The sequence below is a fragment of the Lysobacter xanthus genome (assembly GCF_047159895.1).
This window is the reverse complement of the sequence record NZ_BAAGAB020000025.1, coordinates 21,994-35,109: the sequence shown is the minus strand read 5'-3', so window position 1 is coordinate 35,109 and position 13,116 is coordinate 21,994. Positions and strand designations below refer to the sequence as shown.

General features: G+C 70.7%; 13 protein-coding genes. 4 read left to right on the top strand and 9 right to left on the bottom strand.

What is annotated here, in order from left to right:
* The 3 genes from ACY35P_RS08320 to ACY35P_RS08310 all read left to right on the top strand — a co-directional run.
* A partial coding sequence (locus ACY35P_RS08320; protein WP_462115364.1) for a sensor domain-containing protein occupies window positions 1-2,512 on the top strand: 2,512 nt, incomplete at its 5' end.
* A gap of 113 nt (window positions 2,513-2,625) precedes the next feature.
* Window positions 2,626-4,140: a fumarate hydratase gene (locus ACY35P_RS08315; RefSeq protein WP_462115368.1), complete on the top strand. Its 1,515-nt coding sequence runs from the start codon at window positions 2,626-2,628 to the stop codon at window positions 4,138-4,140.
* Window positions 4,140-4,553 (top strand): hypothetical protein, encoded by a 414-nt coding sequence (locus ACY35P_RS08310; RefSeq protein WP_462115363.1) that lies wholly within the window; start codon window positions 4,140-4,142, stop codon window positions 4,551-4,553. The genes ACY35P_RS08315 and ACY35P_RS08310 overlap by 1 nt, the downstream gene beginning before the upstream one ends.
* Here ACY35P_RS08310 and ACY35P_RS08305 read toward each other — a convergent pair.
* The 7 genes from ACY35P_RS08305 to ACY35P_RS08275 form a co-directional block, all read right to left on the bottom strand.
* A complete protein-coding gene (locus ACY35P_RS08305; protein ID WP_462115362.1) occupies window positions 4,528-5,484 on the bottom strand; it encodes a CBASS cGAMP-activated phospholipase in 957 nt (318 codons plus the stop codon). The two genes, ACY35P_RS08310 and ACY35P_RS08305, sit on opposite strands and share 26 nt — an antisense overlap.
* A 53-nt stretch (window positions 5,485-5,537) precedes the next feature.
* Window positions 5,538-6,875 carry a mechanosensitive ion channel family protein gene (locus ACY35P_RS08300; protein WP_462115361.1) on the bottom strand — a complete coding sequence of 446 codons (1,338 nt, stop codon included), beginning with the start codon at window positions 6,873-6,875 and terminating at the stop codon, window positions 5,538-5,540.
* Window positions 6,876-6,884: 9 nt separating this feature from the next.
* Window positions 6,885-8,150, bottom strand: a complete 1,266-nt coding sequence (locus ACY35P_RS08295) for a phospholipase D-like domain-containing protein (protein ID WP_462115367.1) — start codon at window positions 8,148-8,150, stop codon at window positions 6,885-6,887.
* An 82-nt stretch (window positions 8,151-8,232) separates the two neighbouring features.
* On the bottom strand, window positions 8,233-8,718 hold the full coding sequence (locus ACY35P_RS08290) for a DUF456 domain-containing protein (protein ID WP_462115366.1): 486 nt from the start codon (window positions 8,716-8,718) through the stop codon (window positions 8,233-8,235).
* A gap of 129 nt (window positions 8,719-8,847) precedes the next feature.
* Window positions 8,848-9,951: a M35 family metalloendopeptidase gene (locus ACY35P_RS08285; RefSeq protein ID WP_462115360.1), complete on the bottom strand. Its 1,104-nt coding sequence runs from the start codon at window positions 9,949-9,951 to the stop codon at window positions 8,848-8,850.
* 166 nt (window positions 9,952-10,117) lie between these two features.
* Complete coding sequence (locus tag ACY35P_RS08280) at window positions 10,118-10,594, bottom strand: glycine zipper 2TM domain-containing protein (protein ID WP_462115359.1); 477 nt, start codon at window positions 10,592-10,594, stop codon at window positions 10,118-10,120.
* Between the two features lie 121 nt (window positions 10,595-10,715).
* On the bottom strand, window positions 10,716-11,162 hold the full coding sequence (locus ACY35P_RS08275) for a hypothetical protein (RefSeq protein WP_462115358.1): 447 nt from the start codon (window positions 11,160-11,162) through the stop codon (window positions 10,716-10,718).
* Between the two features lie 81 nt (window positions 11,163-11,243).
* On the opposite strand from ACY35P_RS08275, the gene ACY35P_RS08270 reads away from it, so the two are divergent.
* Window positions 11,244-12,056 carry a tRNA threonylcarbamoyladenosine dehydratase gene (locus tag ACY35P_RS08270; protein WP_462115357.1) on the top strand — a complete coding sequence of 271 codons (813 nt, stop codon included), beginning with the start codon at window positions 11,244-11,246 and terminating at the stop codon, window positions 12,054-12,056.
* On the opposite strand, the gene ACY35P_RS08265 is transcribed toward ACY35P_RS08270, so the two are convergent.
* Entirely contained in the window at window positions 12,034-12,816 is a 783-nt protein-coding gene (locus ACY35P_RS08265; protein WP_462115356.1) for a TatD family hydrolase, read from the bottom strand. The genes ACY35P_RS08270 and ACY35P_RS08265 overlap by 23 nt on opposite strands.
* Window positions 12,813-13,025 carry a DUF6116 family protein gene (locus ACY35P_RS08260; protein WP_462115355.1) on the bottom strand — a complete coding sequence of 71 codons (213 nt, stop codon included), beginning with the start codon at window positions 13,023-13,025 and terminating at the stop codon, window positions 12,813-12,815. The genes ACY35P_RS08265 and ACY35P_RS08260 overlap by 4 nt, the downstream gene beginning before the upstream one ends.
* Window positions 13,026-13,116 lie beyond the last annotated feature (91 nt).

Genomic DNA, 13,116 nt, shown 5'->3' with positions numbered 1-13,116 from the left:
GCTCGCGATCGGCTCGCCCGGCGTGCTGGCTCGCATGGCCGGCGGCTGGTCCGTCGCGGCCACGCTCGGCCTGCTCTCGGCGCTGCTCGTGCTCGCCTTGCTGGGGAGCCTGCTCGCCCACCAGCGCGACCGCGTGCGTGCGCGCCTGCGCGCCGCCAGCGGCCACCTGCTCACGCTGGCCGAGAAGAGCCCGGGCCTCGTGGCGACGTTCGACCGCGAGCTCCGCCATCGCCACGTCAACGATGCCTACGCGCGATGGACGGGCGTGGCGCGCGATCGACTGCTCGGTCTGCCGTTGTCCGAGGCGCTCGGCGTCGACGTCGACCGTGCGCTCGCGACCAGCGCCGCGCGCGCGATGGCCGGTGCCTCGCAGCAGTTGCAGGTGGAGCAGGGCGACCGGCTCCTCGACGCGCGCCTGGAGCCGTATTTCGGCTTGGACGGCGCGATCGCCGGCTTCCACCTGCTCGCCGAGGACGTCACCTGGCGGCGGCAGGGCGAGCGCGACCTGCGTGCGATGGTGGATGCCTCACCGGAGCCGACCCTCGTGCTCGACGAGGACGGCCGCATCCGCCTGCACAACGCGGCCGCGGCCGAAGCGCTCGACGCGGCGGACCGGCTGCTCGGCACGCCGCTCACGGCGTGGCTGCTCGAAACCGACCGCGGCGCCGACGAGGCGGGCATGCGCGCGCGCCGCAGCGACGGCAGCACGTTCCCGATCGAACTCCGCCTCGGCTCCATGCCGGGCGAACACGGCGGCCGGGCGATGGTCACGCTGCGCGACCTCAGCCGCACGCGCGCGCTCGAAGCCGCGGCGCGCGCCGCGCGCGAGCAGGCGCAGGCCACGCTCGATTCGATCAGCGATGCGCTCGTCGTGGTCGATCCCGCCGGCATCGTCACCGGCTTCAATCCCGCGGCGGCCGAGCTGACGGGCTGGAGCGACGCCGACGCGGTCGGTCGCGAACTGGACGAAGTGGTCCGGCTCGTCGAGCCGACGCGCGGCCTGGCGCAGGCCTCGGTGCTGCGCACGGTTCTGCGCACCGGCAAGCCGTCGCGCGCGGAGGGGGAACTGGAACTGGTGCGGCGCGACGGCGGGCGCCGCCCGGTCGAGGAATCGGCCTCGCCGCTGCACGACGCTACGGGCCGCGCGATCGGCGCCGTGCTCCTGGTGCGCGACGTCAGCCAGGCGCGCGAGCAGGCGCTGGCGCTGACGCACATGGCGCAGCACGACGCACTCACGGGGCTGCCGAACCGCGTGCTGTTCCAGGACCGTCTCACCCAGGCGCTGGCGCAGGTCGCGCGCGGCAACCGCGGCGCGGTGCTCTACATCGACCTCGACAAGTTCAAGCCGATCAACGACACGCTCGGGCATCCGGTGGGCGACAAGGTGCTGCAGGAAGTCGCGCAGCGCCTGCGTGACTGCGTGCGCGAGGACGACACCGTGAGCCGCCAGGGCGGCGACGAGTTCGTGCTGCTGCTGCAGCGCCTCGCCGATCCGCGCGACGCCGCGCGCGTCGCCGAAAAGCTGATCCGCTCGGTCGAGCAGCCGATCCTCGTCGACGGGCAGGAGCTGCGTGTCGGCGCCAGCGTCGGCATCTCGCTGTTCCCGCAGGATTCGCGCGAGGCGCGCAGCCTGATGAAGCAGGCCGACACCGCGCTCTACCACGTCAAGCAGACCGGCCGCGGCCGTTTCAGCTATTTCACCGACGTCATGGGCGAGAGCGCGGAGACCCGCATCCGCACCGAGCACGACCTGCGCCTCGCGCTCGCGCACGGCGACTTCGTGCTCGATTACCAGCCCGTCGCCGGCGCGCGCGGCGGCTGGCGCTCGATCGAGGCGCTGCTCCGCTGGCGCCGCGAGGACGGCGTGGTGACGCCCGACCACTTCCTGGACGTCGCGGAGGAAACCGGCCTGATCGTGCAGATCGACGAATGGGTCGTGGGCGAGGCCTGCCGGCAGGCAAAGGCCTGGCAACGGGCCGGCGGCGCGCTGCTGCCGGTGTCGGTGAACGTCTCCCTCGCGCGCTTCGACCCCGACGCCCTCGTGGCCCGCGTCCGCGCCGCGCTCGCGGCGTCCGGGCTCGACGCGCAGTGGCTCGAGCTCGAGTTCCGCGGCACGCCGCTCTTCGCGCAAGGCAGCCGCGGCCAGGCGATGGTGGCCGGGCTGCGGGCCATGGGCGTGCGCGTAGCCGTCGACGACATCGGCAGCGGGCAGGTGAGCGTCGAGGACCTGGCCGACCATGCCGTCGACGCGCTCAAGCTCGACCTCGCGATCGTGGGACGTCTGCCCGATGACGACCGGGCGCGACGCATCGCACGTGCCATCTGCCACATGGGCTCCGCGCTCGGCTATCCCGTGGTGGCCAAGGGCGTGGAATCCGAGGCCCACCGCGACCTGCTCGTGGCCTGGGGCTGCGCCGGGCTGCAGGGCGCGCTCTACAGCCCGCCACTGGACGCGACGCAGGTGGCGGCGTTCGTCGGGCTCGCGCCGGGCCCGCTGGCGCGGCGCGCCTGAACCCGTTGCACAGGCGTCCCGCGTTCGGCACGCGGGCGCCGTAAAATGGCGGACTTTCCGCACGCGTGCCCGCCGTGTCCGCCCACACCAAAGCCTTCGCGCCCAGCGCGCCCGTGGTCATCCGCCAGGACGACCTGATCCAGTCCGTCGCCGACGCGCTGCAGTACATCAGCTACTACCACCCGGTCGACTACATCAAGGCACTGAGCGCAGCGTACGAGCGCGAGCAGTCGCCGGCCGCGCGCGATGCGATGGCGCAGATCCTCATCAACTCGCGCATGTGCGCCGAAGGCCGCCGGCCGATCTGCCAGGACACCGGCATCGTCACCGTCTTCCTCGATGTCGGCATGGACGTGCGCTGGGACGGCGCGACGATGTCGGTCGAGGACATGGTCAACGAAGGCGTGCGCCGCGCTTATCTCAACCCGGACAACGTGCTGCGTGCATCGGTACTCGCCGACCCCGCAGGCAAGCGCCCGAACACCCGCGACAACACGCCGGCGGTGATCCACACGAAGCTCGTGCCCGGCAACACCGTGCACGTCACCGTGGCCGCGAAGGGCGGCGGTTCCGAAGCGAAGTCGAAGTTCGCGATGCTCAACCCGTCCGATTCGATCGTCGACTGGGTGCTGAAGACCGTGCCGACGATGGGCGCGGGCTGGTGCCCGCCCGGGATGCTCGGCATCGGGATCGGCGGCACCGCCGAGAAGGCGATGCAGCTCGCCAAGGAAGTGCTGATGGAGCCGGTCGACATCCAGGACCTCGTCGCACGCGGCCCGTCGAACCGCATCGAGGAACTTCGGCTGGAGCTCTACGACAAGGTCAACGCGCTCGGCATCGGCGCGCAGGGCCTCGGCGGCCTGACCACGGTGCTCGACGTCAAGATCAAGGATTACCCGACGCACGCGGCGAACCTGCCGGTCGCGATCATCCCGAACTGCGCCGCCACGCGGCATGCGCATTTCACCCTCGACGGCAGCGGTGCGGTGCAGCTGGATCCGCCGTCGTTGGAGGATTGGCCGAAGCTCACCTACGACGCAAGCGCCGGCCGCCGCGTGGACCTCGACACGGTCACGCGCGAGGACGTCGCGAACTGGAAGCCCGGCGAAGTGCTGCTGCTCAACGGAAGGCTGCTGACCGGCCGCGATGCGGCGCACAAGCGCATGGTCGACATGCTCAACCGCGGCGAGACGCTTCCGGTCAGCCTCGCGGGACGCTTCATCTACTACGTCGGCCCCGTCGATCCGGTGCGCGACGAAGTCGTCGGCCCCGCGGGTCCGACCACCGCCACGCGGATGGACAAGTTCACGGACCAGGTGCTGGAGCAGACCGGCCTGCTCGGCATGGTCGGCAAGGCCGAGCGCGGGCCGGTCGCCATTGAAGCCATTCGCAAGCACAGGTCGGCCTACCTGATGGCGGTCGGCGGCGCGGCCTACCTCGTTTCGAAGGCGATCAAGGCCTCGCGCGTCGTCGCGTTCGAGGACCTCGGCATGGAGGCCATCTACGAATTCACCGTGCAGGACATGCCGGTGACCGTGGCCGTGGACTCGCAGGGCACGTCGGTGCACGAGACCGGACCGCGCGAATGGAAGGCCCGCATCGGCGGAATCCCGGTGGTGGTCGCCTAGTGGAACGTCTCCAGGGCGAAGGTTTTTCGATCACGGTCGATCCGCGCGAGGGATTCCTGCGGCTCTACGTCGCGGGCGACGACTCCCTGGAGGTGTCGCTGGGCATGTGGCGGATGGCCCGCGGCCAGTGCGAGCGCTTCCACGCGCGACGCCTGATGCTGGTCGAGGACCTCGCCGGCAACGTGCCGGTGGAAGAGGCCGAGCGCGTCGTCGAGGAGATTTCGCGCCTGGGTTTCGCCGACACCAAGATCGCGTTCGTCGACCTGCGCGGCGACCCGCACAACGACGAGCATGCCGAGACGCTCGCGCTCGAGGGCGGCCTCGAGATCCACGTCTTCACCGACGAGACCTCGGCACGGCTGTGGCTGCTCTACGGCGATTCCGGGACTACAGCCTCGCCGCGAGGGCGCTGAGCAGCGCCTGCGTCGCGGGCGTGGCGAGGTGGTCCGCGGCGAGCCGTTCGAGCGCCGCGAGGTTGGTGTCTGTCACGTCGTCGAGGTCGTCGAGCCCGAGAGTGAGCGGTGCCTGCAGGCGGAAGTAACCGTCGCCCACGACGTGGCGCGCGATGTAGTCCACCGACTCGGCATTGCCGTCGAACAGCACGTCGATGATGGGGATCGCCCATTCGAGGGCACCCCATTCGCGCGCGGAGCGCAGGTCGATCGGACGCGTGCGCTCGCCGCTGCCCACCGACACCACCACGAGGTCGCGCGTGCAGTCCACCGACGCGTCCTTGCGCAGCGCCTCCGCGATCGCGCAGGCCGTCGGATTGTTGGCCACCACGCCGCCGTCGATCAGCGCGCAGTCGCGACCTTCCACGCGCAGCGGATGCGCGGGAAAGTAGGTCGGCGCGGCGCTCGTCGCGCGGCACACGTCGCGCACGCGCAGGTCGGCGTGCTCCGGCTTGAAGCTCTTGAAGATGACCGGGCTGCGACTGATCGTGTCGTAGCTCGGCACCAGCGTCGGCACCCGGCAGTCGCCGAGGCGCGCATCGCCGAAGACGTCGGCAAGCACCGCTTCGAGGCCGCGCCCGTCGTAGCGTGGCGCGGACGGCCCGTCGCGGAAGAAGCGCCCGGCGCGCGACCACAGGCGCCGCGCCATGCCCGGAAAGATCTCGTGCCGGCGCGAGCTGTACAGCGCGGCCAGCGCATCGGGCGGATGGCCGAGAGCAAGCCCGACCGCGATCAGCCCGCCGGTGGACGTACCGGCGAGCAGGTCGAAACTGCCGGGGATCTGCGCGCGCCCCGCAGTGGCCAGCGCGCGATCGACACCCGCGAGCCAGCGTGCCGTCACGATCCCGCGGATGCCGCCGCCGTCCAGCGACAGGATGCGTCGAAGCTTCATGGGCCGTCCTCCTTGAGGGCACTGTGCGCGCCGCGTCGCAGGCGGTGCGAGCGTCAGATCAGGTTTTCGTCGTTGTGGGCGGCACGCTGCGCGTCGACCTGCGCGTCGAGTTCGTGGCTCACCGAGGTGTCGCCGCAGGCGGTGGATTCGGTGCGCTCGCCGTCGGTCAGGTCGACGCCGAGGCGATGTGCGAGCACCGGCGGCAACGGCGCGGTGAACGCGTACTGCACGGCGCGCGGCCCGTCGATGCCGGCGGCCTCGAAGGCCGCCTTGGCGGCGCGCAGGCATTCGCTGCGCACCTTGCGCATGTCGCTGGCCGTCTGGTCGACCCAGCCGCGATAGGTGACCTGGATGCCGCCGCTCTGGTAGCCGTCGCAGGCGGCGGACGGTGCCGGGTCGGCGAGCACGCCGTCCACGCCCGCCATCGCCGCCACGCCGGCCTCCTGCGCCTCGCGGATCGACTCGCCCGCGTCGATCACCATCGCGAATTCGAAGCGGCGGGTCGGGTTCTGCGAGTAGTTGCTCACCACCGACTTGAACACCAGCGCGTTCGGCAGTGCGACCTGCACGCCGTCGAGCGTCATCAGCACCGTCGATCGCGAGGTCAGCGCGACCACCTTGCCCTCGTACCGGTCGACCAGGAGGTGGTCGCCCGGACGGAAGCCCCGGCGCAGGCTCAGCAGGATGCCGGCGACGTAGTTCTCCGCGATGTCCCGGAACGCGAAGCCGAGCGCGATGCCCGCGACGCCTGCCGAGCCGAGCAGGGCGCCGACCACCGCCGTGGCCTCCAGCAGGTCGAGCGCGACGAGCAGGCCGAGCAGCAGGAACGCCCAGTTCACCAGTCGGGCGATGAGCGCGTCGATGTAGGGGTTCTTGGCGGAAAAGCGCGAGAGGTGGATGCGCCGGCTCACCGCGCGACCGATCCAGCCGGACAGCAGCACGATCACGGCCGCGACGAGCAGCAGCGGCAACCGCGCGACGAGCCCGATCAGCTTGCCGTAGACCTGCTCGAGCGCCAGGCGCAGCCGCGTGCCGACGTCGCCGGCGATGCGCAGGCGGTTGTCGACCGATGCCGCGCCCGGCTGCTGCGCGGCGATCTGCTCGGCATGCGCGCGGGCGCGGCCGTCGTTGACCGAGCCTTCCAGGCGGACGACGCCGCCTGCGACGGTGACCGTGACCTGGCCGAAGCCGGGGACGCTGCGCAGGCGACGGGCGACGTCCCGCGCGAGCGCGGTATCGGCCGGGCCCGCCGGCACGACCGCCGGCAGCGCCGATCTGGCGGATCCGGCGGCACGCGCCAGCGTCACGGCGTCCTGCGCCGGAGCGGTATCGGGGAACAGCGCGAGGAGCAGCGCGAGCAGCAGGCCCGCCAGACAGCGATGGATCGGCACCGGTTTCCTCTACAGCTGGGACTTGATCGGCAACAGGATGTGCTCGGAAAGCTTCTCCGTCCACGGCCGATGGCGCCACATCTCGTAGGTGTAGGGCTTGGTGCGCTTGAGGTCGTTTTCGAACGTCGCGGTCATCTGCTCGGCGAAACCGCGGTGGTAGACGTTGAGGCTCGCCTCGTCGTTGAGCCGGAACGACCGGATGTCGAAGTTCGTCGACCCGAACGAGACCATGAAGCCGTCCACGACCAGCAGCTTCACGTGCAGCATCGTGGGCTGGTACAGGTGGATCTCCACGCCCGCATGCAGCAGGCGTCCCCATTCGCGCTTGGACGCGATCCGCACGGTCTCGGAGTCGATGTGCGGGCCGGGCAGGATCATCCGCACCCGCACGCCGCGCTGGCGCGCCGCCAGCAGCGCCTTGGTCACCAGCTCGTCGGGCACGAAGTACGAGGCCTCGAGGTCGATGGTGTGCTCGGCCGCGGCGATCGCCAGCAGGTACATCAGGTGCATGCTCTCGCTGCCGCCGGCGGGCGAGGCGATGAACATGTGCGCGTCCATGTCTCCCGCAGCCTGCTGCGGCGGGAAGTACTTCGCGCCGTTGAGCACGGTGCCCGTCGTCTTGATCCAGTTGTCGTTGAATGCGGCCTGCACCTGCGCGACGACCGGGCCCTCGATGCGGAAGTGCATGTCGCGCCAGTGGTCGGGATCCTGGGCGTTGCCCAGCCACTGGTCGGCGATGCCGACGCCGCCGGTGAAGGCGATGCGGCCGTCGATCACCAGCAGCTTCCGGTGCGTCCGGTTGTTCATGCGGCCGAGGTTGTACCAGTGCAGCGGGCGATAGCGCTGCACGCTGACGCCCGCGTCCTCCATCCGCTGGATGAGCGACTGGTCCATCTTGATGCTGCCGGCCCAGTCGATCGTCACCGTGACCCGCACGCCGGCCTTCGCCTGGTCGGCGAGTGCCTGCGTGATCTCGTCGGCGATGGCACCGGACCAGTAGATGTAGGTCTCGAAGGTGATGGTCTCCTTCGCGCCGCGGATCGCCTCGAGCATCGCGGGGAAGATTCGGTCGCCGTTGTCGAGCGCGGTGATCTTGTTGCCAGAGACGATCGACGGCCCGAGCATCACGCCCATTTCCCGCATGAACTGCGGGTCGGTCGTCGAATACGCGTGGACGATGCGGCGTTCGAGCTTCTTCTCGGGCGTCGAGAAGTTCATCGCAACGACCACGACGAACAGCGTGGCCAGCGCCGTGAGGGCGATAGTCCAGATCATCCGGCGGCGGCTCCAGTTCAGGCGGAACTTCATGTCCAAGCGACTGTGGCGATCGCCCGTGCAAGCGGGCGTGAAGCCGCGGTCAGGAGGCGCGATTCGCGACCCAGACGACCGCGAACAGGCCGACCATGCCGAAGGCGATCACCAGCTTGAGCACCGTGCCCAGCAGCAGGCCGACCCAGGTGCCGACGCCGACCCGCGTCGCATGGCCCATGTCCTCGAGGCGACGGCGATGGATGAGCTCGCCCGCCACGGCGCCGACGAAGGGGCCGATGAAGATCCCGACGAAGCCCGCGAAGAGTCCCGCGAACGTGCCGAGCGTGGCGCCGATGACGGCGAGCCGACTGGCGCCGACGCGTTTCGCGCCCATCGCCGTGGCGAGCAGGTCGACCGCGAACGAGAGCACCGTCAGCACGCCGAGGATGCCGAGCGTCCAGCCACCGACGTGCCGGAACCCGTCGGCCCAGGCCGCGAGCAGCAGCCCGGCGAAGACGAGCGGAATGCCGGGCAGGGCCGGCAGCACCGCGCCGGCGATGCCGACGATGACCAGCAGGATGGCGATGACCATCCACAGGGTGTTGGCGTCGGTCACGTCGGGCTCCAGCGGCAGGGAGCGGCCATTCTGGACCAGCCGGCGTCGTCGCCGCGCGCCCACGAAAAAGCCCGGCCGAAGCCGGGCTTTTCGCGATCCGTCCGATCAGTTCTGCGCGGGCGAGTTTTCCGCGAAGTACTCGTGGTTGTCGGCGTTGTCGAGTGCCTGGTCGGGGCTGGTCGCGGCGAGGTTCTTCGCACCCGACTGGCCGTAGACGTGGTCGTCGGTGGCGGCCACCACGTTGAAGTGGCTCATCTCGTGGATCAGCGTGCCGCCCTTGGAATCGGTGCCCGTCAGCGGCGCGGACCAGAATGCCTTGCAGACGAAGATCTCGTACGGCCGGGTCGGATAGACGTAGGCGTAGTAGCTCTGGTTGCAGCCGCAGTTGATGGTGACCTGGCCGGCGGACTGGTCGATGGCCGAGTCGATGTTGACGAAGTGCTGCTTGGCCGTCGCATAGCGCGTCGACGTGTAGGCGCCGAACCACGAGGTGTACCGGGCGCCGACGGTGCCCGCGCCGAGGTAGCCCTTCGCGTTCTCGGCATACGTGCGGGCGGCGTTGACCGCGCTGCCCGCCGTGCTGATCTGCGTCGTCGAGCAGCTCTTGTACGAGACGCCGTTGACGACCGTGGCGCCGGTGCTGGGCTTGGCGCGCGCGGCGAGCATGCGCGAGCCGCCGAGCTGGTCGGTGCCGTCCACCCACAGCTTGAGCGGCGCGCTCTGCGCCATCATCGGCAGGCCGCGCGTGGTCACCAGCATCTCGCCGGTCGACAGCGAGGCGTGCTGCAGGGGCGCCGCGTAGGCGACCGTGTACTCACCGGTGCCCGAGAGGTCGTAGAAGGCCGACAGGTCGACCTGCGTGCGGTAGGACTCGCCCGGGCGCAGGATCACGAAGTCGGCGGCGCGCGGCAGGCCGCGCTTGATCATCGGCCCCTCGTAGGCCACCTCGCGACCGTCGTGCGTCACGCGGAACAGGTCGGCCTGCAGGTACTCGCTCGCGAGCTGCCAGGCGGGCATGCGCACGGTGCGGTTGCTGGTGTTGGTGACTTCGACGTCGACCGCGCCGAGGAAGCTCGAGGTGCCGGTCGCGGCGACCATCGACACGCGCAGCGGATTGAACCGGGCAGGCTGGACCGCGGCATCGGCGGCGTTGAGCGCGAAGGCGGCGAGCAGGACGCTACCGGCGGCAAGCAGGGGCAGGCGGTTCATTGACACCTCGGGGGCTGGTGGGTGGCGCGGACGGATGCCCGACGTTAACCCTCCCAACCGCCCGGCGCATGGCGCGGTGCAACAAAACGGAAAAGAGTCCGGGAACCGGACACGAAAACGGCCCCGGTTTCCCGGGGCCGTTCTGGAACTGCGACCTGCTGCGCGATCAGCGGGTCCAGACGCGACCGTTGTAGACGCGCACCATGGAACCCTCGCGGACGCTGCCGAGGTCGGACTGGGTGACCATCGTCGTGCGGCCGTCGTTCATGCGCACGTAGACGTTGTAGCTGCCCGAGCCGCCGGTCATGTTGCGCTGGATGGCCGCACCTGCAACCGCGCCCGCCGCGGCGCCCGCGACGGTCGCGGTGTTCTGGCGGCCCTTGCTCTCGTCGTTGGCGATGGTGCGGCCCGCGGCCGCGCCGACCACGCCGCCGATGATGGCGCCCGCGGTGCCCGAGGCCGGGGCCATGCCGCCGCCCAGCGATTCGATGCGGGTGACGACGCCGCAGTCGTAGCAGTTCGCGGTGCTGCCGGACATCGGGGCGCCCGCGTAGCCGCCGCCGTAGCCCGGCGAGGTGGCGCAGCCGGCGAGGGCGATGACGGACGCGGCGGCGACGCCGATCAAGCGGTGCTGGATGTTCATGGAGGTGCTCCGTGGGAGTGGCAGGGCCATGGCCATTGCCATGCCCGCCGGATCGTGGAAGCGACCGGGTGAAGCATGTATCAAGCCCGCGGCGGACCGTTCAGCCGCGGGTGCGCCGCCGTTACGGGTTCGCGTACCGGTGGCAGGCCTCGCAGGACTCGCCGATCTTCGCGGACGTCGCCTGCACGCCGGCGCAGGTGAGCGGCGGCGTGGCGAGCCCCGCATCGACCGCGGCGCGCAGGTCGCTCGCGTACTTCGCGAACTTGGCGTCCTCCCGCATGTCCTTGAACGCCGGCTCGATGTCGTTCGACAACGCGCGCAGCGTGGTGAGGTGCGGCACGACGTCGGTGGGCGCGCAGCGGTTGCTGGTCACGTTCTCCTTCAGCGCGCGCATGTGCGCGGCCATCACGTGCATCACCGCCTCGGGATAGGGATCCTTCCGCTGCTCGATCGCACGCATCGCCATGACGCTGGTGACGGTGCCGACCACCAGCCCGAGCGCGGCCATGGCCAGGTAGCGCGAGCCGTTGCGGCGCGGCGTGGACGAGGGCGTGTTCGTGTCGTTCATCGGCGTCTCCCGGCGGAATCGCGCGACCTTATCACGCGTGCCGATGCGGGCCGCGCACGCCGTGCCGCCTAGAATGCAGGCATGGAGACTCCCGTTCTCGACTCCGCCTGGACCGAACGCTTCGCGGGCATCGACCGCCTGTACGGCGCGGGCAGCATCGCGCGCCTGTCGACCTGCCGGGTCGCGATCGTGGGCCTCGGTGGCGTCGGCTCCTGGGTGGCGGAAGCGCTCGCGCGCTCGGCGGTCGGCGGGCTGCGGTTGATCGACGCCGACGATCTGTGCGTCTCCAACACCAATCGCCAGCTGCCGGCGATCGAGGGCGCGTACGGCGACCCGAAAGTCGCGGCCATGGCCGAGCGGTGTCGTCGCATCAGCCCGCTTATCGACATCGAGGCGGTGCAGGCCTTCGTCACGCCGTCCAATCTCGAACAGCAGCTCGAGGGCCCGATCGACCTCGTCGTCGACGCCTGCGACAGCCTGCAGACGAAGGTCGAAATGATCGCCTGGTGCCGCCGTCGCAAGCTTCCGCTCGTCGTGAGCGGGTCCGCGGGCGGGCGCACGGACGCGACGCTCGTGCGCGTGCGCGATCTCTCGCGGACCGAGCAGGACGCGATGCTGGCCCTCATCCGAAAGCGCCTGCGTGCCGGCTTCGGTTTTCCGCGCAATGCCGACCGCTACTTCGGCGTGCCGGCCATCTATTCGCTGGAGAACGTCAAGTATCCGCAGGCCGACGGCAGCGTCTGTGGCGTGCGGCCGGCGGCGGACGGGGAGGGCAGCCTCAAACTCGACTGCGGCGGCGGGCTGGGCGCGGCCACGCACGTCACCGGCGCGTTCGCCTTCGCGATCGCCGGCAAGGCGATCGAGATGCTGCTCAGGCCGAAGCCACGGGGCTGAGGCCGAAGAGGCGCTCGGCATTCGCCGTGGTCGCGCGCGCCAGTGCTGCGCGGTCCTCGCCGCGCAGCGCCGCGATCGTCTCGAGCACGTCGACGAGGAACGCGGGCTCGTTTCGACGCCCACGCTGCGTCGCGCCGGGCTGGTCGGGCGCATCGGTCTCGAGCAACAGGAACTCCACCGGCATGGTCGCGGCGAGCGTGCGCAGCCGGTTCGCACGCGTGTAGGTCACCGGGCCGCCGAGCCCGAGAAGGAAGCCCAGGCGCCAGAGCGTTTCCGCCTGCTGGCGGCTGCCCGAAAAACTGTGCACGACGCCGCGCACGCCACCGATGCGCCGGATCGCGGCGATCACGTCGTCCACGGCGTGGCGGGCGTGCACGACGAGCGGCAGGTCGAACTCGCGCGCGAGTTTCAGGTGCGCGTCGAACAGCGTCCGCTGCGCGTCGACGTCGAGCCCCTCGACGAAGTAGTCGAGCCCGCATTCGCCGACCGCGACCGGTCGCTCGCGCGCCAGCCAATCGCGCAGTTCCGTGACGTGCGACGCCGCATGGCGCTCGAGGAACACGGGGTGCAGGCCATAGGCGGCGAACAGGCCCTCGTGCCGTTGGCACGTTTCGCGCAGCCGCGGCCAGCTCGCCGCGTCGATCGCGGGGACCACCATGCGCTCGACACCCGCGGCGCGCCCGCGCGCGAGCACCGCGTCGAGGTCCGCAGCGAACTCCTCGACGTCGAGGTGCGCGTGAGTGTCGACGAGCGCGCTCATCGACGGGTCGTCGGGGCCGGAGGCTCTCCGCGTCGGCGCCAGTTGGCGAGCAGCATCGTGCCGAGGCCGAGCAGCAGCTCGTCCGCGAGCGGGATGAAGTCCGGGATCAGCACGTCCAGCACGAACAGTGCGGCGGTGATCCAGAACAGGGTCGGATGCCGCAGGCGCGAGGCCCAGCGCATCAGGGGAGCCAGCATCAAACGGGTCATGGTCACCTCGGGCTCGGACGCTAGCACGCCAGGCCGCACGCGCATGTCGCTTCCTGAACAGGGCTCGTGAGGTCCCGGTGATGCTCCGGAA

Excerpts from the sequence above, each read along its gene's own strand:
- ACY35P_RS08290 (WP_462115366.1), bottom strand. The coding sequence starts at position 8,718 with ATGGTCATCGCCATCCTGCTGGTCATCGTCGGCATCGCCGGCGCGGTG.
- ACY35P_RS08275 (WP_462115358.1), bottom strand. The coding sequence starts at position 11,162 with ATGAACGACACGAACACGCCCTCGTCCACGCCGCGCCGCAACGGCTCG.
- ACY35P_RS08265 (WP_462115356.1), bottom strand. The coding sequence starts at position 12,816 with ATGAGCGCGCTCGTCGACACTCACGCGCACCTCGACGTCGAGGAGTTC.
- ACY35P_RS08305 (WP_462115362.1), bottom strand. The coding sequence starts at position 5,484 with ATGAAGCTTCGACGCATCCTGTCGCTGGACGGCGGCGGCATCCGCGGG.
- ACY35P_RS08295 (WP_462115367.1), bottom strand. The coding sequence starts at position 8,150 with ATGATCTGGACTATCGCCCTCACGGCGCTGGCCACGCTGTTCGTCGTG.
- ACY35P_RS08270 (WP_462115357.1), top strand. The coding sequence starts at position 11,244 with ATGGAGACTCCCGTTCTCGACTCCGCCTGGACCGAACGCTTCGCGGGC.
- ACY35P_RS08280 (WP_462115359.1), bottom strand. The coding sequence starts at position 10,594 with ATGAACATCCAGCACCGCTTGATCGGCGTCGCCGCCGCGTCCGTCATC.
- ACY35P_RS08260 (WP_462115355.1), bottom strand. The coding sequence starts at position 13,025 with ATGACCCGTTTGATGCTGGCTCCCCTGATGCGCTGGGCCTCGCGCCTG.
- ACY35P_RS08285 (WP_462115360.1), bottom strand. The coding sequence starts at position 9,951 with ATGAACCGCCTGCCCCTGCTTGCCGCCGGTAGCGTCCTGCTCGCCGCC.